Source organism: Pseudomonas sp. MDV22-iso1 (genome assembly GCF_058145095.1).
In genome coordinates this window covers 5,206-28,904 of record NZ_JBYVMF010000025.1, presented here as the reverse complement: position 1 = coordinate 28,904, position 23,699 = coordinate 5,206, and the positions used below count along the sequence as shown (strand labels likewise).

General features: G+C 57.1%; 20 protein-coding genes and 1 tRNA gene. 12 read left to right on the top strand and 9 right to left on the bottom strand.

Features of this window, described 5'->3' with window-relative positions; genetic code table 11:
- Nucleotides 1–57: 57 nt before the first annotated feature.
- Genes yajC through queA form a run of 3 tightly spaced genes read right to left on the bottom strand, consistent with a single transcriptional unit; the run spans nucleotide 58 to nucleotide 2,625 of the window.
- Entirely contained in the window at nucleotides 58–396 is a 339-nt protein-coding gene (gene yajC / locus AC3ZVB_RS23595) for a preprotein translocase subunit YajC (RefSeq protein WP_007916913.1), read from the bottom strand.
- Nucleotides 397–439: 43 nt separating this feature from the next.
- Nucleotides 440–1,555: a tRNA guanosine(34) transglycosylase Tgt gene (tgt, locus tag AC3ZVB_RS23590; protein WP_161807656.1), complete on the bottom strand. Its 1,116-nt coding sequence runs from the start codon at nucleotides 1,553–1,555 to the stop codon at nucleotides 440–442.
- A gap of 5 nt (nucleotides 1,556–1,560) precedes the next feature.
- Nucleotides 1,561–2,625, bottom strand: a complete 1,065-nt coding sequence (queA, locus tag AC3ZVB_RS23585; RefSeq protein WP_194691279.1) for a tRNA preQ1(34) S-adenosylmethionine ribosyltransferase-isomerase QueA — start codon at nucleotides 2,623–2,625, stop codon at nucleotides 1,561–1,563.
- Nucleotides 2,626–2,732: 107 nt separating this feature from the next.
- On the opposite strand from queA, the gene AC3ZVB_RS23580 reads away from it, so the two are divergent.
- From AC3ZVB_RS23580 to AC3ZVB_RS23570, 3 genes are all read left to right on the top strand, one after another.
- Nucleotides 2,733–2,817, top strand: a tRNA-Leu gene (locus AC3ZVB_RS23580).
- 162 nt (nucleotides 2,818–2,979) lie between these two features.
- Nucleotides 2,980–3,309 carry a hypothetical protein gene (locus tag AC3ZVB_RS23575; RefSeq protein WP_490147859.1) on the top strand — a complete coding sequence of 110 codons (330 nt, stop codon included), beginning with the start codon at nucleotides 2,980–2,982 and terminating at the stop codon, nucleotides 3,307–3,309.
- Nucleotides 3,306–3,440 carry a hypothetical protein gene (locus AC3ZVB_RS23570; protein WP_490147858.1) on the top strand — a complete coding sequence of 45 codons (135 nt, stop codon included), beginning with the start codon at nucleotides 3,306–3,308 and terminating at the stop codon, nucleotides 3,438–3,440. Before AC3ZVB_RS23575 ends, AC3ZVB_RS23570 begins: the two co-directional genes overlap by 4 nt.
- A gap of 234 nt (nucleotides 3,441–3,674) precedes the next feature.
- Here the strand turns inward: AC3ZVB_RS23570 and AC3ZVB_RS23565 are convergent, their stop codons facing one another.
- From AC3ZVB_RS23565 to AC3ZVB_RS23540, 6 genes are all read right to left on the bottom strand, one after another.
- Complete coding sequence (locus tag AC3ZVB_RS23565) at nucleotides 3,675–4,322, bottom strand: hypothetical protein (protein WP_490147857.1); 648 nt, start codon at nucleotides 4,320–4,322, stop codon at nucleotides 3,675–3,677.
- A gap of 130 nt (nucleotides 4,323–4,452) precedes the next feature.
- Entirely contained in the window at nucleotides 4,453–5,856 is a 1,404-nt protein-coding gene (locus tag AC3ZVB_RS23560; RefSeq protein WP_490147856.1) for a GrpB family protein, read from the bottom strand.
- Between the two features lie 183 nt (nucleotides 5,857–6,039).
- Nucleotides 6,040–7,107: an SAVED domain-containing protein gene (locus AC3ZVB_RS23555; protein WP_490147855.1), complete on the bottom strand. Its 1,068-nt coding sequence runs from the start codon at nucleotides 7,105–7,107 to the stop codon at nucleotides 6,040–6,042.
- Between the two features lie 8 nt (nucleotides 7,108–7,115).
- Complete coding sequence (locus AC3ZVB_RS23550; protein WP_490147854.1) at nucleotides 7,116–7,571, bottom strand: Mov34/MPN/PAD-1 family protein; 456 nt, start codon at nucleotides 7,569–7,571, stop codon at nucleotides 7,116–7,118.
- Nucleotides 7,561–9,165, bottom strand: coding sequence for a ThiF family adenylyltransferase (locus AC3ZVB_RS23545; RefSeq protein WP_490147853.1), 1,605 nt, complete (start codon nucleotides 9,163–9,165; stop codon nucleotides 7,561–7,563). The genes AC3ZVB_RS23550 and AC3ZVB_RS23545 overlap by 11 nt, the downstream gene beginning before the upstream one ends.
- 110 nt (nucleotides 9,166–9,275) lie before the next feature.
- Entirely contained in the window at nucleotides 9,276–10,481 is a 1,206-nt protein-coding gene (locus tag AC3ZVB_RS23540; RefSeq protein ID WP_490147852.1) for a nucleotidyltransferase domain-containing protein, read from the bottom strand.
- 781 nt (nucleotides 10,482–11,262) lie between these two features.
- Between AC3ZVB_RS23540 and AC3ZVB_RS23535 the strand changes: the two genes are divergently transcribed.
- The 9 genes from AC3ZVB_RS23535 to AC3ZVB_RS23495 all read left to right on the top strand — a co-directional run bounded on the left by AC3ZVB_RS23535 (nucleotide 11,263) and on the right by AC3ZVB_RS23495 (nucleotide 23,410).
- On the top strand, nucleotides 11,263–11,568 hold the full coding sequence (locus tag AC3ZVB_RS23535) for a DUF3077 domain-containing protein (RefSeq protein ID WP_490147851.1): 306 nt from the start codon (nucleotides 11,263–11,265) through the stop codon (nucleotides 11,566–11,568).
- A 959-nt stretch (nucleotides 11,569–12,527) separates the two neighbouring features.
- The gene (locus tag AC3ZVB_RS23530) at nucleotides 12,528–14,123 is read left to right on the top strand and encodes a BCCT family transporter (protein ID WP_490147850.1); all 1,596 of its coding nucleotides are present in this window, start codon (nucleotides 12,528–12,530) and stop codon (nucleotides 14,121–14,123) included.
- Between the two features lie 109 nt (nucleotides 14,124–14,232).
- A complete protein-coding gene (locus tag AC3ZVB_RS23525) occupies nucleotides 14,233–16,242 on the top strand; it encodes a CocE/NonD family hydrolase (protein WP_490147849.1) in 2,010 nt (669 codons plus the stop codon).
- An 83-nt stretch (nucleotides 16,243–16,325) separates the two neighbouring features.
- The gene (locus AC3ZVB_RS23520) at nucleotides 16,326–17,261 is read left to right on the top strand and encodes a LysR substrate-binding domain-containing protein (RefSeq protein WP_490147848.1); all 936 of its coding nucleotides are present in this window, start codon (nucleotides 16,326–16,328) and stop codon (nucleotides 17,259–17,261) included.
- Between the two features lie 146 nt (nucleotides 17,262–17,407).
- On the top strand, nucleotides 17,408–17,743 hold the full coding sequence (locus AC3ZVB_RS23515) for a hypothetical protein (protein WP_162438230.1): 336 nt from the start codon (nucleotides 17,408–17,410) through the stop codon (nucleotides 17,741–17,743).
- Nucleotides 17,744–18,280: 537 nt separating this feature from the next.
- Nucleotides 18,281–18,757, top strand: a complete 477-nt coding sequence (locus tag AC3ZVB_RS23510; protein WP_162438229.1) for a formate dehydrogenase subunit gamma — start codon at nucleotides 18,281–18,283, stop codon at nucleotides 18,755–18,757.
- Complete coding sequence (locus AC3ZVB_RS23505; protein WP_490147847.1) at nucleotides 18,757–20,313, top strand: formate dehydrogenase beta subunit; 1,557 nt, start codon at nucleotides 18,757–18,759, stop codon at nucleotides 20,311–20,313. Before AC3ZVB_RS23510 ends, AC3ZVB_RS23505 begins: the two co-directional genes overlap by 1 nt.
- The gene (fdhF, locus tag AC3ZVB_RS23500) at nucleotides 20,310–23,192 is read left to right on the top strand and encodes a formate dehydrogenase subunit alpha (RefSeq protein ID WP_490147846.1); all 2,883 of its coding nucleotides are present in this window, start codon (nucleotides 20,310–20,312) and stop codon (nucleotides 23,190–23,192) included. Before AC3ZVB_RS23505 ends, fdhF begins: the two co-directional genes overlap by 4 nt.
- Nucleotides 23,189–23,410 carry a formate dehydrogenase subunit delta gene (locus AC3ZVB_RS23495; RefSeq protein WP_490147845.1) on the top strand — a complete coding sequence of 74 codons (222 nt, stop codon included), beginning with the start codon at nucleotides 23,189–23,191 and terminating at the stop codon, nucleotides 23,408–23,410. The genes fdhF and AC3ZVB_RS23495 overlap by 4 nt, the downstream gene beginning before the upstream one ends.
- The last annotated feature ends 289 nt before the right edge of the window (nucleotides 23,411–23,699 follow it).

The following is a 23,699-nucleotide window of genomic DNA, read 5'->3' as shown; positions in this document are numbered from 1 at the left end:
GCCCGCTTATGACGCGGGGCGCCTTGCGCGCCCCGTCGATTGAGTAGAAGTTGAAACTTAGATCGCTTTCAGCGTGCCTTTTGGCAGCGTGGCGGCAATGGCGCCTTTCTGGAACTTCATTTCGACGGTGTCGGAAACTTCCAGAACCACGAAATCGTCAGCCACTTTAGTGATCTTGCCGGCGATACCACCGGTGGTCACAACTTCGTCGCCTTTCTGCAGGCTGCTCAGCAGGTTCTTCTGCTCTTTGGCGCGCTTGGCCTGTGGACGCCAGATCATCAGGTAGAAGATGACCAGGAAGCCGACCAGGAAAATCCACTCAAAGCCGCCGCCCATAGGGCCGGCAGCTGCCGGTGCAGCAGCGTCAGCCATGGCATTAGAGATAAAAAAGCTCATTTAGCACTCCAGTTGCAAATGTTGAATCTTGGGGTCAGAAAACTCAGTCCAAAGGCGGAACAGGAAGCCCGCGTTTGGCGTAGAAGGCATCGACAAAGGCGGCCAATGTACCCTGTTGAATAGCCTCGCGCAAACCAGCCATAAGCACTTGATAATGACGCAAGTTATGGATGGTATTGAGCATGCTCCCCAGCATTTCGCCGCACTTGTCCAGGTGATGCAGATAAGCGCGGGAGAAGTTCTGGCAGGTATAGCAATCGCAGGTCGGATCCAGTGGCGAATCATCATGGCGATGGAACGCATTCCGGATCTTCAGCACGCCTGTATCAATGAACAGATGCCCATTGCGGGCATTACGGGTTGGCATCACGCAATCGAACATGTCCACACCGCGGCGCACACCCTCCACGAGATCTTCAGGTTTGCCAACGCCCATAAGGTAACGAGGTTTGTCAGCCGGCATCAGGCCCGGCAGGTAATCCAGCACCTTGATCATTTCATGCTTGGGCTCGCCCACCGACAGACCGCCGATGGCCAGGCCGTCGAAGCCGATCTTGTCCAAGCCTTCCAGGGAACGCATGCGCAGGTCCTGGTGCATGCCGCCCTGAACGATACCGAACAGCGCCGCCGTATTGTCGCCGTGCGCATTTTTCGAGCGCTGAGCCCAGCGCAACGACAGCTCCATGGAAACGCGAGCCACGTCTTCGTCAGCCGGGTAAGGCGTGCACTCGTCGAAAATCATCACGATGTCCGAACCCAGGTCGCGCTGAACCTGCATCGACTCTTCCGGGCCCATGAACACCTTGGCGCCATCCACCGGAGAGGCGAAGGTCACGCCCTCCTCCTTGATCTTGCGCATCGCGCCCAGGCTGAACACCTGGAAACCACCGGAGTCGGTCAGGATCGGGCCTTTCCACTGCATGAAATCATGCAGGTCGCCGTGCTTCTTGATCACTTCAGTGCCAGGACGCAGCCACAAGTGGAACGTGTTGCCCAGAATGATTTCCGCGCCCGTGGCGGTGATATCCCGCGGCAGCATGCCCTTGACGGTGCCGTACGTGCCCACCGGCATGAAAGCCGGGGTCTCGACGGTACCGCGCGGGAAGGTCAAACGACCGCGACGCGCCTTGCCGTCGGTGGCCAGCAATTCAAACGACATACGACTCATACAGTTTCCTCAGGGCCCGATTCTTTAGGGGCAGTCGGCGCAGGATTACGGGTGATAAACATCGCATCACCGTAGCTGAAAAAGCGGTAACCATGCTCCACCGCTGCTTTATAGGCAGCCATGGCTTCGGGATAACCGGCGAATGCCGAAACCAGCATCAACAGCGTGGATTCAGGCAAATGGAAGTTGGTGACCAAGGCATCGACCACATGAAACGGTCGGCCAGGGTAAATAAAAATATCGGTGTCGCCACTGAACGGTTTGAGCACGCCATCGCGCGCGGCACTCTCCAGGGAACGCACGCTGGTGGTCCCCACCGCCACCACGCGACCACCGCGAGCACGGCACGCAGCCACCGCATCCACCACATCCTGGCCGACTTCCAGCCATTCAGTGTGCATGTGGTGATCTTCAAGCTTCTCGACGCGCACCGGCTGGAACGTGCCCGCACCCACGTGCAAGGTCACGAACGCCGTCTCGACGCCCTTGGCGGCAATCGCCTCCATCAGCGGCTGATCGAAATGCAGCCCCGCCGTCGGCGCCGCCACCGCGCCCAGGCGCTCGGCGTAAACCGTCTGATAACGCTCGCGGTCCGAGCCTTCATCCGGGCGGTCTATATAAGGAGGCAGCGGCATGTGCCCGACGCGATCGAGCAGCGGCAACACCTCCTCAGTGAAGCCCAGCTCGAACAACGCATCGTGACGTGCCAGCATCTCGGCTTCGCCACCGCCATCAATCAGGATCTTCGACCCCGGCTTTGGCGACTTGCTGGAGCGCACATGGGCCAGCACGCGATGACTGTCGAGCACCCGCTCCACCAGAATTTCCAGCTTGCCGCCGGACGCTTTCTGGCCAAACAGCCGTGCCGGAATCACCCGGGTATTGTTGAACACCATCAAATCGCCCGGGCGCAAATGCTCGAGCAAATCAGTGAATTGACGGTGTGCCAGGGCGCCGCTGACCCCATCAAGGGTCAACAGGCGACTGTTGCGACGCTCGGCCAAAGGGTGGCGAGCAATCAGCGAATCAGGGAGTTCGAAAGTAAAGTCAGCAACGCGCATGATGGGGTTCGTCTAGCAGGGGCCGGAAGTCTAGCCGAAATAGTGAAAATTCTCTATGTACATGATTGACCAACGGTAATCTCATCTCTATACTTCGCCGCCATTGAGCCCTGATGGCGGAATTGGTAGACGCGGCGGATTCAAAATCCGTTTTCGCAAGAAGTGGGAGTTCGAGTCTCCCTCGGGGCACCAAAATTAAGAAAGGTCTTGCTTTGCAAGGCCTTTTTTTTCGCCTGCGATAAAGTGGCTGACACCCCACCGTCTCGTGTAGGAGCTGCCGAAGGCTGCGATCTTTTGATCCTGCTGCTCTTTCCCGCCGCCCGCCGTGATGGACCCATTCACAAGGATTCCCCCATGGAACTGCTGCTGGAAACTGTTGCTTTGTTCTGCATGAAGCTTGCATATGAGACGGAGGATTCGAGTCCGATTCTGCGGGATGATTTGCTGATGAGTGAATATGAGCGGGAGGTTTTTGGGTTGCTGGTCCGGCGAGGGGATGTTCAGGGGATTCAAGGGAAAGTAGCTGAATGCGCAAGCTTGGCGCTGACCGCGCTCGGCGGGGTAGATACAGTAATGGGGCGCGAACTGCATAGGTTGGCGGAGGATTTCAGTGCTGTGAGCACAATGGAGCAGCTTTATGCCCCGCTCACCGCGCTAAAGGGTTATCTGAAAGATATTAAATGAGCGAAAGCCTGCAGCAAAAGCGAGAGCGCCCATTTGCCACATTGGCCGCTGGTTTCCACGGCTATTCCATTCATAAAATTTTCCCCTTCTCCACGCCCTATTCTCAGCTTTTTACTATCTTCCAGGCCTAGACAAGTCTGCTTCCGGCCGGTTGCTGCTTGTGATGGAGGTCCGCGGCCGGAGTAAATCCACTGTTAGGTCTGGAGGATGGTCTTGCGAGTAAATCAATTCCTACGAGTCGGTGCTGGAGATACTCAAGCTTTTCCTTGAGTTGTAAGAAGTTTCCTTTAGCGCAAAACGTTTGATTAAGGTGCGGCCTTTCGCCCCCCCCTTCTTTAAGTCAAGCGAGCGGTTTGGGCCACTTGTTAGGCATGGTAGGTGCTCAGAAAAGTGGTTACATGCTCTAAAAACGGACCGAGCCGCCAATATGCTGTTTTTGATTGGGCAATTTCTACGTCTAACTGCTTACTTGCTTCAGTTTCTATATGAGCAAGATTGCGCAGTTCGTATGTCCGCTTTATATCTTCTGCGTAGGCAGCTTGGACAAAACCTATGCGAATAGCGCAATCGACTTTATCTTTGAATGGAATTGAGTTTTTCGGGGTCTTGGCATCTCGATATACGCAAGTGAACACCTCCTCTTCGCCGTACTTTACCTTTGTAAGGCTCCCTAAAGCTTGTACAGGCTTGTATGCCTTATGGGTTTGAAGCTGAATAACTTCACTGTGACACTTGAATGTACCCCACAGTAGATTTGTTATAACCGCCTCGTATATTGATGCATATTGCATAATTTGAAACTTTATAAATGGATGTTGTTCGTCACCTTGAACAAACGTAGCTTCCATTAGTTTATAAGTGTAGCGTGCGGCATAAAAAGCCCGACCTAAACGAAGCTGTAATTCACTGTCGCGAATGAATGAAAAACTGCCTACGTGCCATGAAATGTCTCCAGGTAGATCTCTGACGCAATAGTCATGAATTAGAGTCCTCGTTTCTTTTTCTAGGGGCATGGGATTCCTTTGATTTGCCAAACGACTATTAAGTCTATTCTTATACCTTCGAACAAGACAATAAGCCAGCGTGAGGACACAGTTGTCCGACTCACAGTTTAAATGACCGTATGCCATCAAGTGACAAAAATCATTTAGACGACTCTTCCTCTCCTCCGACCAACTTTGCCTCGATATAGGCCTGCCATCGTCGATTTAGACCAGCCCGACCAAACTTATAGACTCCCGGCAAGGTTATAGGAGCTCTTTCAATAGCTGCATTGTAATCTGACATCAAAAGCAAAACATCAGACTGTCGATACCCTCTTCCAGCGACCGCCTCAACCCGCTTAAATATTTCATCAATCGCAGAAGCAGAGCTTCTGTATGCAAGCAGCAAACCTAACGCATCAGATGAAATGCCAAAAATCATAATCGCTATCATAACTCTATACAGGGATATCAGGTTATCTGATTCAAATGAGGCTACAGCAGCACCGCTTATGACTGAGACCGCAACTACAAATAGAAAAAGCAAAGCAGCCATTGCTTTGAAGCTTAAATGGTGGAGATCACGAGTCCAATAAGATGATTCTTCAATCATCTCGGCCAAACGCTTATTACCTGGAGCTTCTCGAGTCGCAAAATGATCTTCTTCACGCCGAACATTGTGAGTGGAGATAGGTACTCTGAATCCATCACTTATTCTGAGCTGTTGCCCAGCCGACGGCTCCAATTCCAGACCACTCATTAAGAGCACAGCTCGCCGCGCTTGGTCCCCAGCGGATCTATGCGACAATTGTTTCTGGCCTAAAAATAGCCACACGAACATCAAACAAAAACCTGCAACAGCATAAAGATATAGATTTATATTGTTATTCGAATATACCGAAATCCCAGCAACTACGGCTACGCAAAGCTGAATAAGCATCATGCTCATCTGTAAGTTTTCAGCCCTATTAGATTCAGCGCGCTGATGGCTTAGCAGGCGATTGACTCTAAATTCGCCATCAACTTCTCGCAGCCTACCCTCGATAAAATCCTTTTTCCCAGCCCCATAAGACTTAACGTCATCATGATAAATGCTTGCCAGCTGCTTTTTTAAACTAGCATATGCATTAGCTAGTGCTTTATCTGAAGTTAACTCATTCCTAAAAAGGAGCATATCCCTTGCCCAGCGACTATGCGGTTTACAAATATGAACATGATAAGAGCCTGAGCCATCAAAAGTATATTTCTTAAGAAAACATCTTGGAACATCATCGAATCTTTCACTTACATAATACCCTACCGCCTCCAGCTCTTTCACAAGACCATCGACTATGGACCAGTCACTGATCGATATGAGCATGTCCACTATAGGCTTGCTGGACAGGCCTTTAACAGACGTTGAACCAACATGATCAATATAAATTTTTGTGGAACTCACAGCCGACTCAATTAACTTCGACTCTTTTGAAAAATGTTCGACCCAAGAATCACTATACTCAGAAATGCTAACCGTTTTCACCTTACCCCCAATCCTAATCGCCTTAGCCCACGAAATGATGCTCATGGGTGACAGTCCAAACCTCGTCTCACATTCAACATCCGCCGGAGAAGATCGCCCTTTATTTACCAGACGAATCTGACCTGCTGGTTTTGGCCGATCCCGTCAGTTACGACTCGGGAGCTAGCCAAAACCCGCAAGTCACCACCGCACGCTTGCGCTGTTAGTATCGCTGGGCGCTCCTATAACTTATCGTTGCGTCAACTCAGCATGGGACAAGCCCCCCACCGGCATCCGAATAGCCCAAGGGAATCGTTTGGGATCGCTCTGCTCATACTGGTTAACCTCAATACGAGGAAGATTACGTTTATCGTAGAGCGTACCCAAACGCAGGGTGAGACTCGCAGGTGCCGCCAGAAATAGAGAGATTTCGGTGACACCTTGTCGAGCCAGAGACATCACGACATCTAGAAACTGCTGCGCGAGCTGCTGCTGCTTCGTCTCGGACCAGTGCGAACTGATGTTTCGCCCCTTTAACTCCATTTTGATGATTGGAACGCCAGCTTCAACAATACATACATCAGCCTCAAGGACATCGTATGAAGCGGACACGCAAAGTGCCACTCGCTTCGTAGCCGAGTTGGCGACATCTAGCCCTGTAACAATGAAACCATTCCCATCATCTTCATCAGTAAGCGCGCGCCACGCATGCTGTGTCCGATCCCAGTCCATGATGAACGATCGAGATTCGTCGTCGACAATCACACCGAGTAGAAAAAGAAATGGTACAGGTGCGAGCCCACCGAGTACGAAAGAGATATCCGACCTGTCCAACCCATCACAACGTCGAGCGATGTCATCGGGCAGACTAGCAAGGCGACGTACTGCCGCATCAGGGCTGACGATTTGACCATCTACTATCCCTTGCCTTAGATCGACTATCACCTGTTCGCGCCGTCCCGGTATTGATGAGGGAACTGCTGATGTCAATGGCTGCCCCTGCCAATCTCGCAAACCTCTCGCCTCAATAACGATGACTTTCTTGCAACTCTCCTGACGGATGTCGCGAATGATCAAGAATGCCCCCAACAAGACGATCAAGATCGCTATAACGAAAACACCCCAACTTAGTGCATCAGCGTTGCCAGCCGAGTCCCATCTGAAAATAAAGGGCCCTTGGGCTGTAGGTATCGTTACACCAACCGTAAGTCCTACAAGTACAACAGCAAAGAGTGGCACCCCAAACTTAATCAGTGTTACACCCGCTGATCGTCGCCTGAAGATCCAGTCAATAAATGACCGCACAAAGTAGTTCATCTATGGTACTACTCCAATATATTGACTTGTGAAGGGTTGGCGTTTCGGCAAAACAGGGTGCAGGAGCAGGAGACTCTGTGCCACCAGTGCAATCTGACGATCAATAATATAGCGAACTCGATTCCCCGTTCCCCCTTAACCAAATCGATCATTGAGGCAACGTCCTGAGTACTCGGCGTCACCAAAAACCGAGGATGGGAGTGCCACTCTCCCAAGTAGTTATATCGATCATATTGATGTCCCGTTTCGCGAAAGAAAGCGCACAAAGCTGCGGCATGGGCCTCTGAACCACGTACAAAATGAGCCCTTCCACCAGTCTGACTATCAATTGACAAATCGACGACCCGAAAATGACCTGGTGCGATCTGTTCTCCCATCAGTACACCACCAATTTCCCGGCTACCAGCGGCCCTGAGCGCTCTTCGCAACTTGTCCTTGACGTGTTTCGCTATCTCAACTTGCATCGCCTGCTCCCGGCAGCAGGTCTGCTAGCAATTGCTTAAGAGCCTCGGAATCACCTGCCTGCTTTACTGGGTCCCACCCATCGCTTGCACCGAGGTCAATTGGTCGTACGTCGAAGGGCGCGGTGAATATCCACCTCTCCGCCATTCCGATCAGGTAGGCGGAATAAGGGAAAATCGTCGAGTTGGGGCGGGCAAGAAGATCAATGGCGTAACGAGACAAATGTGCTGCAACAACGGAAACATCTGCGTCATCAGCAATCAAAGGCTCCCCTGCGCCGTCAACCACCGAGTAAGGCAGTGAAGCGCCGTCTTCAGGCCACTCGACCCCCTGCTCCGCGTACCAGGCCTCTATCCGTTGTCGAGCAACGAGAGGAGTTGGATCTATCCCTGGGCGTAGGCGAACGACAATGCCACCAACGCCGCCACCGAATACTTGCGCCCAGCACATTTGTTTCTTTGCTCTACGTGCAATGGACGCGCATAGATTAAAGACCCCCGGATCGGCACTGGCATCAATAATCAAATCACAGTCTGCGATGCACTCCATCGTCGCAGAAGTTGCCTCACCACTTTCCTGCCCACCCAAGACTGTAGTGCGACTAAGAACTTCGCAATCAGTACTGACTTCCCGAAGCCGGGCTGACAGGGCTTGGGACTTATGCATTCCAACCGCCCGCCAGTCGAGCTCGTTTCGAACCAGGTTGCCCGAAGCAAGCACATCCCCATCTACGAGTACAAACCGTTCAACTCCTGATCGGGCAAGGTGCATAGCTACTTTAGATCCTACGGAACCGCAGCCGACTACTGCGACTTTCGAAGCTTTGAGCCGAAAGTACTCAGGATCGAGGCGCACGCCATCAAGCTCGGCAAAGACTTGGTCGTAGTTGATAAGCTTCCGGGATCCAACGTCGCCGAAGACCATTGAGACCAAAATGGTAGCGCCGTCGAAGATAATTACCATCATGAGTCCAGACGCTTGCAGTAGCTCGGCGACCAAAGATTGGAAGCCATGGCGCTCTAGGATCACAATCACATCATCAAGCGTCCGACATCCGACAGCCCCGCCCTCAGGCAAACGGACCACCTTACCCGCTAACGAGCTAGCCCCGTAACCGCGCCTCTTAGGCTCGCTCCAGATAGTAACGTCCGCAGAACCGATACGTGCAAGCTGCGCCGCATAAACGCCGGAATAAGAGTGCTCCTGAACTTCAGCGTCTACCGCATTCCCCTCTTCGACCATTAACAAGCCGGCCCATACGTTCCGCGAGTAAAGGAAGCGAAACACTGCATTTCTCGCTCGCTGAGCCGGAAGGGTTCGGTGCTCTGATAGTGCGGGTTCACCAGTTATCTGTTCAGATGACAGCAAGCGATAAGCACTATCAATCATCATGGAGCCCGTGATTTCTGGCGTCCAATTGTCGGGACGGTACTGCAAACAGAGCTCACCGGCTGCACCGTATTGATGCCCCGACAACCGAATCCCATCCCGCGGAACAACCGAAGGTGCTGTATCTGGAAAAAATTCAGGATAAATAAGTGTCAGCGGAATAATCCGCTCACCCACTTGCAAATCGAAGTCAGCAGCAATCCGCAAGTCAGGCGCTAGCCGCCACGTTACGGTCCTGATCCAGGAGTTCTGATCTGCCAAGTCCGAGACAGCAGCACGCTCGGACTGTGCACGACCGGGTTCCTCCGCCCACCAAATCAAGCGAACCCCCTAGGCAAAGTTGGCTCCCGTCGAGTGTTCGGAAAAACCGGAGCACTAGCTGCGGCAGCACCGACTCCGGCCGCGGCTGTGGCGGGACGTAGCATGGTTCCGGGAGGTGGTTCGAGACGCATGGCAGCCCTGTCAGCCACTGCTCCCATCCGAGGCTGGATGCTTTCGATCAAGCGACGCTTCTCGACCTGGCCCGCAAGTGTTTCGAAGTCCTGACGGGCCTGCCGCAACCATTCAAAGAACGCTGCTTCCCGTTCAGGATGCTCAGGCCACTTATCTGCAAAATTTTCGAGAGGGTCGGAAGGGTTGCGAATGATGCAATGCTGCCCATCATGCTCGATGAACTGGTCCATTCGCGAAAGGATCGAATATAGAGCGTCTGCAATCTGTTCTTCATTGTCGTAAGCATGAGCGGCAAGCGTGGTGATGATGATCGAAATGGGACGCTCCTCATACCGTCCTTCAAACATACCGTCACGGTGACGCTTCAAAATCATAATGGCAGACTGGAGAGGCGTCCGAACTCTATAGTCCGGAATATCCTCCACGCTAGCTTTGATAGATTCAGCCAGCGCCCGCCTACGCCGTTCGAATAGTTCTCCCATCCGTTGTCTGAACCACTCGGCATATCCTTTAGGGTTCGAACGCTGCCAGTCTTCCGAGATCACGTTATAAACAGGCGACTCGATGTCGGTGATAACCATTGCTGTCTCAGACCATTTCAAGTCCAATCCGCGAGTTTCAAGCAACAAGCGCTGACGGGCTGCGCTGGGGACAGAGGGAACGATATCCATATGGAACTGAGCACCATCCGCATAGTCCAGGACCCAGCAACGGCGCCCTTCGCGCATGGGCTTAATCATGCTCTGAGCATTACGATAGGCCTCTATCTCATCGCCGACTAACGCTTTCAGTTTGCTCTGAGTAAGATCCGTCGTACCAAGATTGCGAAGCAAACAAACAGAATCGACGTCGTACTCCTCCTTATCATTCAAAGGACGAATTGCAGTACCCAGCCGAAAGGACCCCTGCACGTAAACCTGCGGATCGTACTTGACGACGGTGGATTCCGAGCGGTGGAGCCATTCACCAAGTGACGCATAGCTACGGCGCGCCTGCTCGTATCGTGATTCACTGATTGCAAGCTCGTCCGCTAGCGCGGCGAGAAAATCTTCGGCGGTTTTTGTCGGCAACTTTCTATCCTCCCTGGTTTGGTCAGTGTTCTAAAATTAAAATGCCATCATCGATTAGAAGCGCGAAGGTGCATAGTTGTCCAGCTTAACGAAGGCTCAGCTCTAGGACTGAATAACCCCAAGATTGCCGAAGCGCCAACGCTAGTAACCTTGACCGCTTCACGATGGAAGCTTTCTATTTCGATGCCCGCCGATGTCGCTGAGATGGGCCATCTCTCCGCCCAGCACCGTCCTTGGTGTTGTAGTTCGGAAGACGAATGACACGAAAATGGGCGGAGGGACTGCTTTTCGACCAATTGCGACATTCCGCTCTTGGCCGATAACCAACTTTGATCGTCGTGGTTGACCATTCCGGAAAAGCTGTACGACGCATTTTTCTTCTCGGTTGGCTTGGGTTCGACGCCTTCGAAGGTTGCAGGAAAAGTATCTGGGCGATACCCTCTCACCGTCGCTGCCAATTCAGCGACCGGGCTTGGTAACCCGAGGAAAATCACTGCGCAACAGTGCTATGCGTCCGCAGGCGCTTTTTTTTCGCCTGCGATCTGCGTTATGGCGGCTGTGCGTGGGACGTCTTCGGACGTGCCGGTTTCCTTGATTTCCCGGTTTACCAACCTGCGCACAGCTGCCACCCATTCGCTTGGTAACGAATGCGGCAGCTCTTCAAATTAAGGAGCTTCACAATGCGCAGAATCAAACCGTACGAAATTTGGCTTCCCCCTTTACGCAGTTACCAATCGCATACCGCCCTCCCCCATTGCCTCTCCATCCCCGGAGATGCCCAATGACCGACCAACCAACGCTAACTACCATCGGCCTGACCCCCGCCATCTACTGCGGCGATCAAGCCCTGTTCCACGTCACCTGCAACGTCCCCCTCGGCGATGCATTAATCATGGCTTCCGATTTCCTCTTCCTCGCGAAAGCACTCACCAAGGATGCGGCGTACCCAAGCGACACGAACTACCACGCGTGCGCTGCGCATTACCTGACGGCGATGGGTATGGCGGTGGTTGATGATGTGCGGAAGGTGCTGGAGCGGGATCAGGCTTGCGGGCCGGCCTCTAAGCGGACTGAGGGTGACGGCTGACATTTGGTTGCGCTGAGGCCTGTTTGGTGTGGATTGCTTGTGATGGTGGTAGCTGGTTCAGCATTGATGTTGGCTGGGCTGGCGCTATCGCGGGCAAGCCCGGCTCCCACAGGGATTGTGGTGGGCTGGCGGGCATTGTTTGGCTGTTTGATGTGAGTGGGTTTTAGGTTCAGCTTTGGGATTTTTGTTGTTTGGGCTGGCGCTATCGCCAGCAGGCTGGCTCCCACAGGGATTGTGGTGGGTTGGCGGGTAGTGTTTGGCTATTTGATGTGAGTGGGTTTTAGGTTCAGCTTTGGTATTTTTGTAGTTTGGGTTGGCGCTATTGCCAGCAGGCTGGCTACCACAGGATTTTGGTGGGCTGGCGGGCATTGTTGGGCTGTTTGATGTGAGTGGGTTTTTGGTTCAGCTTTGGGATTTTTGTTGTTTGGGTGGGCGCTATCGCCAGCAGGCTGGCTCCTACAGGGGTTGTGTGTGTGGGGCTGGCATTCGGGGTCGGCCTCGATTTTTCGGGTATTTTTTACTGTTCGGCTTTGGGTGATTTGGCTTTCGGTTTGAAGCTGATAACTACTCGCGCCCCTTTACCTTGATCCCGTTTTTCTGAAGCACTGGGGGTTCGAATTGCCCGCCAAAATTTAGAAGGCCTTGCATTGCAGGGCCTTTTTTTCGCCTGTGGATAACATGGATGTAGCAGCATCCAAAACTCGCAACGCTTGATCTCCCTGTCCGAGCGATATGACATTTGAACCGCACGCCATCCCCCATGACCTGACCCCGCTACCCCATGACTTCCGGGAATACCCCCATACCCATTCATCGATTGCACCCGCTATCGAATAAACGGTTATCTAAGCCCCAGCGAAGACGCAAAGCGAACCACCCGCAGCAACACCCTGCCCGGTTCGCACCTAAAAAATGCCTTTAAAGGCGATAAGAATAATCAGTCTGGGGAATCGCACGATATGAAGTATCCATTGCGGCCGTTGGTTTTTTGGCCAACGTTTCTGATCTTGCTGGCAGCGGTGATTGCAAGTTACGTCGACCTGAATGCGTTCCTCGCGGTGAGCAAACAGCTCAACACGATGATCCTCAGGAATTTCTCCTGGCTGTTCAGCGCGGGCTCTTTCGCGATGGTGGTCCTCACGGCAATCGTGTACTTCTCGCCGTTGGGCAAGGTGCGCATCGGCGGTGAGCAGGCCCAGCCGTTGCTCAGCAAGTGGCGCTGGTTCATGGTCGCGTTGTGCACCACGCTTGCCGTCGGTGTGCTGTTCTGGACCACGGCCGAGCCGCTGTATCACCTGTATTCCCCACCTTCCAGCATGGCGATCGAGGCGGGTTCGGCGGCGGCGAAGACATTCGCGATGTCGACGATGTTCCTGCACTGGACCATCACCCCTTACGCGATTTATCTGGTGCCTTCGCTGGTGTTTGCGCTGGTGTTCTACAACCTGCGCGCCAACTTTTCCATTGGCTCGATGCTGCAACCGTTGCTGGGTGCCGCACGGGTCAAACGCTATGCGGGGCTGATCGACACCCTGGCGATGTTTGCACTGGTTGCGGGTATGGCGTCCTCTCTGGGCACCGGCGCGTTGACCCTGGCCGGCGGTCTGAGTCAGTACATCGGCGGAGACACCACGCCGCTGCGCTTGGCGATCATCATTGGCGTGATCGTCATCACTTTCGTCGCCTCGGCTGCCAGCGGTTTGCAGCGTGGCATCGTGATGCTGTCGTCATTCAATACCTGGATCATGCTGGCGCTGGGGTTGTTCGTGCTGCTGTGCGGCCCGACGCTGTTCATGATCAGCCTGGGCGTCGAGTCCCTGGGCGTTTACCTGGACACTTTCTTCAGCCGCAGCCTCTTCACCGGCGCCGCCAGTGGTGACAGCTGGCCGCAAAGCTGGACGATTTTCTACTGGTCGGTCTGGTTCGCCTGGGCCCCGGTCAGTGCCTTGTTTCTCGGCAAGATCGGTCGTGGCTATACCGTCCGCGAGTTCATCCATATCAACATGCTCTACCCGGCGCTGTTCACCGCGCTGTGGATCTGTATTTTCTCCGGTTGCAGCCTGTACTTCGACGCGCTGGGCGATGGCAGCTTGAACCGTGTGCTCAACGAGCAAGGCGTCGAGCACGTGCTGTACCAGATGTTCCAGCAGTTGCCGGCCAGTGGCCTGATGGTCGCCTTCCTGTTGTTCATTGCGTTCATTTCTTTCGTCACGGCAGCGGACTCCAGCACCGACGTGATCTCCAACCTGTGCAGCAAGGGCGTCACCGCGGATTCGGATCTGGACGGTAACCCGATGCTCAAAGTGGTGTGGGGCGTGATCATCGGGACGGTGTCGTGGGTGATGGTGGCCTTCGTCGGCATCGACGGGGTGAAGATGCTGTCCAACCTGGGCGGGCTGCCGGGAATGATTCTGGTGCTGCTGGCCAGTACCTCGCTGATTTACTGGCTGAGGAATCCGGCGCTGCTGGACGTGAAAACCGTTCCAGTCAACCAGGCCACCCGAGCCCGGGAGATGCCCGTCGGCGCCACCCCAACACCGGAGCTCTCGCGATAAAACCGCCTCTGGCCTGACCCCTTCCCGTTTCAGCAAGCGCCTGCCTCCCCGATGTTTGGGGGAGGCATTGGCTCGCGATCAACATTTGAATATTGCTTTGGAGTCTCCGATGGACATCATCACCGAGTTTGCCCACACGGTTCGTGAAATCGAGCATTGCCTGATCCCGTTGCGCGATGGCACTCAACTGGCGGCGCGCATCTGGCTGCCCGAAACGGCGGGTGAGCAGGCGTTCCCGGCGATCCTCGAGTACCTGCCTTATCGCAAGCGTGACGGCACGGCCGTACGTGATGCGCTGACCCACCCGTGGATGGCCGGTCAGGGGTACGTGTGCATTCGTGTGGACATGCGCGGCAACGGCGAGTCCCAAGGCTTGATGGCCGACGAGTACTTGCTCCAGGAACAGAATGACGCGCTGGAAGTGATCGAGTGGCTGTGCCAGCAATCCTGGTGCGACGGCAACGTCGGCATGATGGGCATCTCGTGGGGCGGCTTCAACGGCTTGCAGGTGGCGGCGCGTCAACCTGAAGCCTTGAAGGCGATCATCACGTTGTGCTCCACCGATGACCGTTATGCCGATGACATCCATTACAAGGGCGGCAACTTGCTGATGGAGAACTTCGGCTGGGCGGCGACCATGCTCAACTTCAGCGCAGCGGTGCCCGATCCATTGCTGGTGGGCGATAGCTGGAAAGGCCTGTGGCAGGAGCGTCTGGACGCCATGCCGTTGCTGGCCGAGACCTGGCTGCAACACCAGACGCGCGACGACTACTGGCGCCATGGTTCGGTGTGTGAGGATTATTCGGCGATCAAGGCGGCGGTCTACGCCGTGGGCGGTTGGGGCGATGCGTACAAGAATGCCGTACCGCGCCTGATGGAAAATCTCCAGTGCCCGAAAAAAGCCATGATCGGGCCGTGGATTCACAAGTACCCGCACTTTGCGGTGCCCAACCCGGCCATCGGTTTCCTGCAGGAAGCCAAGCGCTGGTGGGATCACTGGCTCAAGGGTATCGACAATGGCGTGATGGACGAGGCCACGTGCACCTTCTATCTGCAAGATGTACTGCCTCCTAAGGGCAGCTACGCCGAGCGCCCGGGCATCTGGGTCCAGACCACCGGCTGGCCGGACCCGCAGGTTCAATGGACGGACTTCAGCCTCGACGAACAAGGTTTGAGCCAGGGCCAACAGTCGTTGAGCGCTTCACGCAGCATCTGTTCACCGCTGACCACCGGCCTGCATCAGGGCGAATACTGCGCGATCTGGTTCGGCCCCGATGGCCCAACCGACCAGCGCCGCGACGATGCGCAGTCCCTGTGCTTCGACTCCCAACCGCTGACCGAGCCGCTGGCGTTGCTGGGGGATGTGCGCCTGAAGTTGCGCCTGAGCAGCGACACCGCCTGTGGGCAACTGGTCGCCCGACTCAACGCCGTCGCACCGGATGGTCAGGTCAGCCAGCTCACCTATGGCGTGCTGAACCTCAACCTGCGCGACGACTTCGCCCAGCTGACGCCGCCTGTGCCGGGCGAGCCAATGGACGTCACGTTGAGCCTGGATCAGGTGGGTGTCCGACTGCCGACCGGTTATCGTTTGCGCCTGGCGCTCAGTACCGCCAGTTTCCCGCTGCTGTGGCCGAGCCGCGAACTGACCACCCTGACGTTGTTGCCCGGCCTGCAAAGCGTGCAACTCCCGGTGTTCACCGGCGAGGCAGTGGAATGCCCGTTCGAAGCGCCGCAAAGTGCGCCACCGGTGGCCCTGGAAGTCCTGCGCGCCGCCGCGCCCAAGCGTACCTTGATCGAAGATGTCAGCAGCGGTGAAGTGTGCGTACGCATCGAAGACGACCTGGGTGCGGTGCGCTTTCTCGACCATGGCTTGTGGGTCGATCAGCGTTGCACCGAGGAATACCGCACCTTGCCGTGGGACCCGTTGTCGACGCGTGCCGATATTCAATGGCAGTACCGCGTCGGGCGCGAGCAGTGGTCAGTCGAGGTCGACAGCAGCCTGCATTTGCGCGCGGATGATCAATGGTTCTACGTGGACGCCGAGCAGGTGGCCCGGGAGAACGGCAAGCAGGTGCATCACCGCCAATGGAGCAAACGCGTCGCCCGAGTCGCACTGTGAGTCCGGGAATGGCAGGATGTTCCGGAATCTGATTACCGGTCGACCCCAGTTCGCTGGGGTTACCTCTTGCCAGTGGATACTTCATGTCGCGCCGAAACGTCGATCTCCCACCGCTCAACTGTCTGCAGACCTTTGAGGCCGCCGCCCGTCATTTGAGTTTTACCCAGGCGGCCCACGAGTTGAACCTGACCCAAAGCGCGGTCAGCCGACAGATCAAGCGTCTGGAAGAAGACCTGGCGCGCCCGCTGTTCCACCGTCTGACGCTGGGCATCAGCCTGACGCCGGCCGGTGAGCGTTACTTCCGCACCATCCAGCGGCTGTTGCGCGAGCTGGACCGCGAATCCGCCGAACTGCGCCGCCGTGGCGCGGATCGGCAACTCACCCTGGCCAGCACGCCGACCATCAGTTCGATCTGGCTGGCAGCGCTGTTGCCGCACTTCCAGAGCCAGCACCCGGACCTGGACATCCGCATTCTGTGCAGCGAAAGTCCGAGCCATCTGGACGTCAGCGAATACGACCTGGGCTTGTTCTATCACCTCGATGAATTGCCCGCGCCCCATGGTCTGGAGCTGTCACCGGTGTTTGAAACCGAGGAGGTGATCGCCGTCTGCAGCCCCGGTTATCTGCAGCGCCGCGGCGAGATTCGGGACGCGACGCATCTGCTCGAAGGCCACACCCTGCTGATCGTGGAAGACCATTACCACGACTGGCTGACCTGGGCCGACTGGTTCTCCGATGCCGGCGCCAGCTACCACAGCCCGAGGCACGCCTTGCGCACCAACAGCTACCAATTGCTGATGCAGTCGGCGGTCATGGGCCAAGGGGTTTCCCTGGGCTGGAAAAGCCTGCTTGAAGGCGAGCTGGCGTCGGGCCGCCTGCAGATGGCATTACCCCACAGCATGCGCAGCCGTGGCCGCCTGTACCTGATGCAACCGCACCACCGCAACCCGCTGCCTGCCGTTCGCAGTTTCCAGCACTGGTTACTGGCGCATGCCGACGCTTTGAAAACAAACCCCTGATGTTTCGCCTTGGGTCATCACGATCAATAGACGTCAGCGCTAACAAGAGGGGGCATAGGTGTCGAAAATGCCTAAAGCGCGAGCTCTTCCGGTACAGTGCCGCTCCCCGGTAATTGGATCCGGGCGCTTTTCCATGGAGTAACACCTTGAAGTCCTTCGGTAAAATCATCGCTTCTGCAGTATGTGGTTTGGTTCTTGCGGGCTGCACCGGCACCGCTATGAAGTCCCCGCATTACGAAAGCAATCAGTACACCGTGGTTGGCCACAGTGAGGCCAGCGCTACAGGCCTGATGCTGTTCGGTCTGATCCCGATTCGTCAGAACTCCCGTTTTGTTCGCGCGCAGGATGCTGCAATCCAGGCCAAGGGTGGCGATGCACTGATCAATACTCAAGTGCAGGAAAAGTGGTTCTGGGCCTGGGTCCTGAACGGCTACACCACCACCGTCTCCGGCGATGTGATCAAGCTGAAAACGGCTAACTAAGCAGCGCTCGGCTCGAAAAAGCCCGGTTCGCCGGGCTTTTGTGTTTCTGGCGTTTGGGAAGGTGGACTCATCTGGATAAGTTTGCAGCAGGGCTGGGCTGGCGCTATCGCCAGCAGGCTGGCTCTCACGGGGGTTTTGTGGAGTGGCTCAATGCATCTGCTCCTCGAAATACCCACGGATCTGACGCTGTTTCCTACCCACAATGCTTGCTATACATGCACCATCGACCGGCCCTGAGGGAATCAGGCCGGTGAGTAAACGCCTGTTGCGGCAGTCATCTAGACTCAATGGAGAGTCGTAGGCAGAACCGAACACGTCGCTTTGGTGCCGTTCGATCAATAGCCGCGTGGCAAGCTGCTCTTTATGCCCAGTAGAGGTACGGCGAAGACCGTACCGGGCACAACAAGATGCCCGTTCAGGGTGCCCTGGCCAACGGCCTGAAAATCCACGATACCGTGACGTGGTGTGAATGCCGCAGCCGACACTTTCGGACGACCGACGACCTTCTGGTTCGTCCGTGACCGTGAGGATTGCTGAATGCCTGATGAGATGCTGCACCTGCCAGTGGTCAACAGTCTGCTGGAGCGCCATAAGGGCTCCCCGGGTGCGCTGTTGCCCATTCTTCATGATATTCAGGAACGCATCGGCTACATCCCCGACGCCGCCGTCCCCGAGATTGCCCACGCCCTGAACCAGAGTCAGGCCGAGATTCGTGGCGTGATCAGCTTCTACCATGACTTCCGTACTGCACCTCCAGCGCGGCATATCCTGCGTCTGTGCCGCGCCGAGTCCTGCAAGAGTCGCGGCGCCGAGCAGTTGGCGGCGCAGTTGCGCGATCGTCTGCAGCTCGATGACCACGGCAGCAGCGCCGACGGCAGCATCAGTTTGCGTCCGGTGTATTGCCTCGGCGCCTGCGCCTGTTCGCCTGCTCTGGAGCTGGATGGCCGGGTGCATGCGCGACTGAGTGCCGAGCGTCTGGATGCCTTGCTCGATGCTTGCCGGGAGGACGCGTGATGCCTCTTTATTTGCCTGCTGATTCGCTGGCCCGTGCCGTGGGCGCTGATGAGGTGTCCGTCGCTCTGATTACCCAGGCCCGGGAACGCAATCTGCCGCTGGAGTTGCAGCGCACCAGTTCGCGCGGCTTGTACTGGCTGGAACCGCTGCTGGAAGTGGACAGCCCGCAAGGCCGGATCGGTTTCGGCCCACTGACCGCTGCCGATGTGCCGTCCGTGCTCGACGCGCTGCAAGGCGAACCATCCGCGCATCCACTGGCCTTGGGGCTGGTAGAAGAATTACCGTATCTGAAGACGCAACAACGCCTGCTGTTCGCCCGCGCCGGCATCACTCGGCCGCTGTCCCTGGACAATTACCGGGCCCACGGCGGATTCGAGGGTTTGCACAGGGCCGTCAAAATAGGCGGCGAGCACACTGCGACTGAAGTGTTCGATTCAGGCCTGCGTGGCCGTGGCGGCGCAGCGTTTCCAGCCGGGATCAAATGGCGCACGGTGCGCGCTACCGAGGCGGCGCAAAAGTACATTGTGTGCAACGCCGACGAAGGCGACTCCGGCACCTTTGCCGACCGTATGCTGATGGAAGGCGACCCTTTCCTGCTGATCGAAGGCATGGCCATTGCCGGTCTTTGCGTCGGCGCCACTTATGGCTACATCTATGTGCGCTCGGAATACCCCGACGCCGTGGCCACGTTACGTGCAGCGCTGAACATCGCCCGTTCCGCCGGCTACCTGGGCGCGAATGTCGGCGGCAGCGGTCAGGCCTTCGACATGGAAGTGCGCGTCGGTGCCGGTGCCTACATCTGCGGTGAGGAAACCGCGCTGCTGGACTCCCTCGAAGGCAAGCGCGGGATCGTTCGCGCCAAGCCGCCCATCCCCGCCTTGAAAGGTTTGTTCGGCGAACCGACCCTGGTGCACAACGTGCTGACCCTGGCCTCGGTGCCGCTGATTCTGGCCAAGGGCGCGCAGTTTTATCGTGATTACGGCATGGGCCGTTCCCTGGGCACCATGCCTTTCCAATTGGCGGGCAATGTTCGTCACGGCGGTCTGGTGGAACGGGCGTTTGGCCTGACCTTGCGCGAACTGGTGGAAGGCTACGGCGGGGGTACCGCCAGTGGCCGACCATTGAAGGCTGTGCAAGTGGGCGGTCCGCTCGGAACGTGGGTGCCGCCGTCGCAGTTCGATACGCCGCTGGATTACGAAGCGTTTGCCGCCATGGGCGCGATGCTCGGGCACGGTGGTGTGGTGGTGGCGGATGACACGCTGGACATGTCCCAAATGGCGCGTTTTGCGATGCAGTTCTGCGCCGAGGAATCCTGTGGCAAATGCACGCCCTGCCGAATCGGGTCGACCCGTGGCGTGGAGGTGATCGACCGCCTGCTGGCCGCACCGGACCAGAACGGTCGAGATGCGCAGGCCATTATCCTCAAGGACCTGTGCGACACGATGCAATACGGTTCGCTTTGTGCGTTGGGCGGCATGGCCCCGTTTCCGGTGGCCAGCGCTCTCAAGTACTTCCCCGCCGACTTCGGTCTGCAGCCTTCGGAGGCCGAGCAATGATCACTCTCTTCGACCCGAAAACCGACATCGATCTGGGCACGCCTGCCCGCGACAGCCAGGTGCAAATCACCCTGAACATCGACGGTCGCAGCATCAGCGTGCCCGAAGGCACCTCGGTAATGCGCGCCGCTGCACTGCTGGGCACCACCATTCCAAAACTCTGTGCCACCGACAGCCTGGAAGCCTTTGGTTCCTGCCGCATGTGCCTGGTGGAAATCGACGGGATGCGCGGCTATCCGGCCTCCTGCACCACGCCGGTCACCGAAGGCATGAGCGTGCACACCCAGACGCCGAAGCTCGCAACCCTGCGGCGCAACGTCATGGAGTTGTACATCTCCGATCACCCGCTGGACTGCCTGACCTGCTCGGCCAACGGCAACTGCGAATTGCAAACCGTGGCCGGCCAGGTCGGTCTGCGGGAAGTGCGTTACGGCTATGAAGGTGATAACCATCTGGACGATGTGAAGGACACCTCCAACCCCTATTTCGATTTCGACCCGAGCAAGTGCATCGTCTGCAACCGCTGCGTGCGCGCGTGCGAAGAAACCCAGGGCACCTTTGCCCTGACCATCACCGGGCGCGGTTTTGAATCCCGGGTGGCCGCCGCTGGGGGTGACAACTTCCTCGACTCCGAATGCGTGTCCTGCGGCGCCTGTGTGCAAGCCTGCCCGACCGCGACCCTGATGGAAAAAAGCGTGGTCGAACTGGGTCAACCCGAACGCAGCGTGATCACCACCTGTGCCTATTGCGGCGTGGGCTGCTCGTTCCGTGCCGAGATGAAAGGCGACAAGCTGGTGCGCATGGTTCCGGATAAAAACGGCCAGGCCAACCACGGCCACTCTTGCGTCAAAGGGCGCTTCGCCTGGGGTTACGCCACCCACCCGGATCGCATCACCAAACCGATGATCCGCCAGCACATCAACGACCCGTGGCAGGAAGTCAGCTGGGAGGAAGCGGTGACCTATGCCGCCAGCGAATTCCGTCGGTTGCAGCAGAAATACGGCCGCGATTCCATTGGTGGTATCACCTCCAGTCGCTGCACCAACGAAGAAACCTACCTGGTGCAGAAACTGGTTCGCGCGGCGTTCGGCAATAACAACGTCGACACCTGTGCGCGGGTCTGCCACTCGCCAACCGGCTATGGCCTGAAGCAAACCCTGGGCGAGTCCGCCGGCACTCAGAGTTTCGATTCGGTGATGAAGGCCGACGTGATCCTGGTGATGGGCGCCAACCCCAGCGATGCCCACCCGGTGTTCGCATCGCAACTCAAACGCCGCCTGCGTGAAGGCGCACGGCTGATCGTCATCGACCCGCGGCGTATCGATCTGGTGGACTCGGTTCATGCCCGTGCCGAACTGCACCTGGCCCTGCGTCCGGGCACTAACGTGGCCATGCTCAACGCCCTGGCCCATGTGATCGTCACTGAAGGTTTGCTCGATCAGGCGTTTATCGACGCCCGTTGCGAGGGCAGCGATTTTGCTCGCTGGAGCGAGTTCGTCAGTCGTGCTGAAAACTCGCCTGAAGTCCTTGGCGAGATTTGCGGCGTGGCGCCTGCCGACATCCGCGCCGCCGCCCGCCTGTTTGCCAGCGCCGGCAACGCGGCGATCTACTACGGCCTTGGCGTTACCGAACACAGCCAGGGCAGCACTGCGGTCATGGGCATTGCCAACCTGGCCATGGCCACCGGCAACATCGGTCGTGAAGGCGTGGGCGTGAACCCGCTGCGGGGGCAGAACAACGTTCAGGGCTCCTGCGACATGGGCTCGTTCCCCCACGAGTTGCCCGGTTACCGGCACATCTCCAACGAGGTGGTACGCGCGGAGTTTGAACAGGCGTGGAACGTCACCCTGCAACCTGACCCGGGCCTGCGTATTCCCAACATGTTTGAGGCTGCGCTGGGCGGCACGTTCAAGGGCTTGTATTGCCAGGGTGAAGACATCGCCCAGAGTGATCCGAATACACAGCACGTGACGGCAGCGCTGTCGGCGATGGAGTGCATCGTGGTGCAGGACATCTTCCTCAACGAAACCGCCAAGTTCGCCCACGTGTTCCTGCCGGGCTGTTCGTTCCTGGAAAAGGACGGCACCTTCACCAACGCCGAGCGACGCATTTCGCGAGTGCGCAAGGTCATGGAACCGCTGGGCGGCAAGGCCGACTGGGAAGGCACCGTGGCGTTGGCCAACGCCTTGGGCTATCCGATGAACTACTCACATCCATCGGACATCATGGATGAAATCGCCAGCCTGACGCCGACCTTCACCAACGTCAGCTACGCCGAACTGGATCGTCACGGCAGCTTGCAATGGCCGTGCAACGCCGCGGCACCGGACGGCACGCCGACCATGCACATCGAGCAGTTCGTGCGCGGCAAGGGGCGCTTCATGCTCACCGGGTATGTGCCCACCGAGGAGAAGGTCAACGGCCGTTATCCGTTGCTGCTGACCACCGGGCGCATCCTCAGCCAGTACAACGTCGGCGCCCAGACACGGCGCACCGACAACGTCGCCTGGCATGACGAAGACCGCCTGGAAATCCACCCGACCGATGCCGAAAGCCGTGGCATCAATGAAGGTGACTGGGTCGGTATCGGCAGCCGCGCCGGGCAGACCGTGTTGCGGGCGCGGGTCACTGAACGGGTCGCGCCGGGTGTGGTGTACACCACCTTCCACTTCCCGGAATCGGGGGCCAACGTCATCACCACCGACAACTCCGACTGGGCGACCAACTGTCCGGAATACAAGGTCACCGCCGTGGAAGTCAGCCGCGTGTACCACCCTTCCGAGTGGCAAAAACGCTTCCAGGCCTTCAGCGAAGAACAGGCCCGCCTGCTCAAGGATCGCCGTCAGGCCCGTGGCGCGAAAGCGGAGGTACGCCGATGAGCACGGACAACCTGATCAAGATGGTCAACCAGATCGCCCAGTACTTCTCCAGCGAACCGGACCAGCACGCGGCCGTACTCGGCGTGCGCAATCATCTGCAAATGTTCTGGACGCCGGGCATGCGCAAGGAATTGCTGGCCTGGCAAACAGAGCACCACGGGGCAGACATGCACCCACTGGCGCAAGAAGCGGTCAGTGGCGCAGGTTGGGGGCCATAAACACCGTCCAAAAAACAGTGAAACCCTGTGGGAGCTGGCAAGCCAGCTCCCACAGGGTTTGTGGCGCTCCCAACTATCACAGCCAACACAAATCAACTGTAGGAGCTAGCCTGCTAGCGATAGCGTCCGTTCAGCCAACATCATCATCGCCTGACCCACCGCCATCGCTGGCAAGCCAGCTCCCACAGGGTTTGTGGCGCTCCCAACTATCACAGCCAACCCAAAACAACTGTGGGAGCTAGCCTGCTAGCGATGGCGTCCGTTCAGCCAACATCATCATCGCCTGACC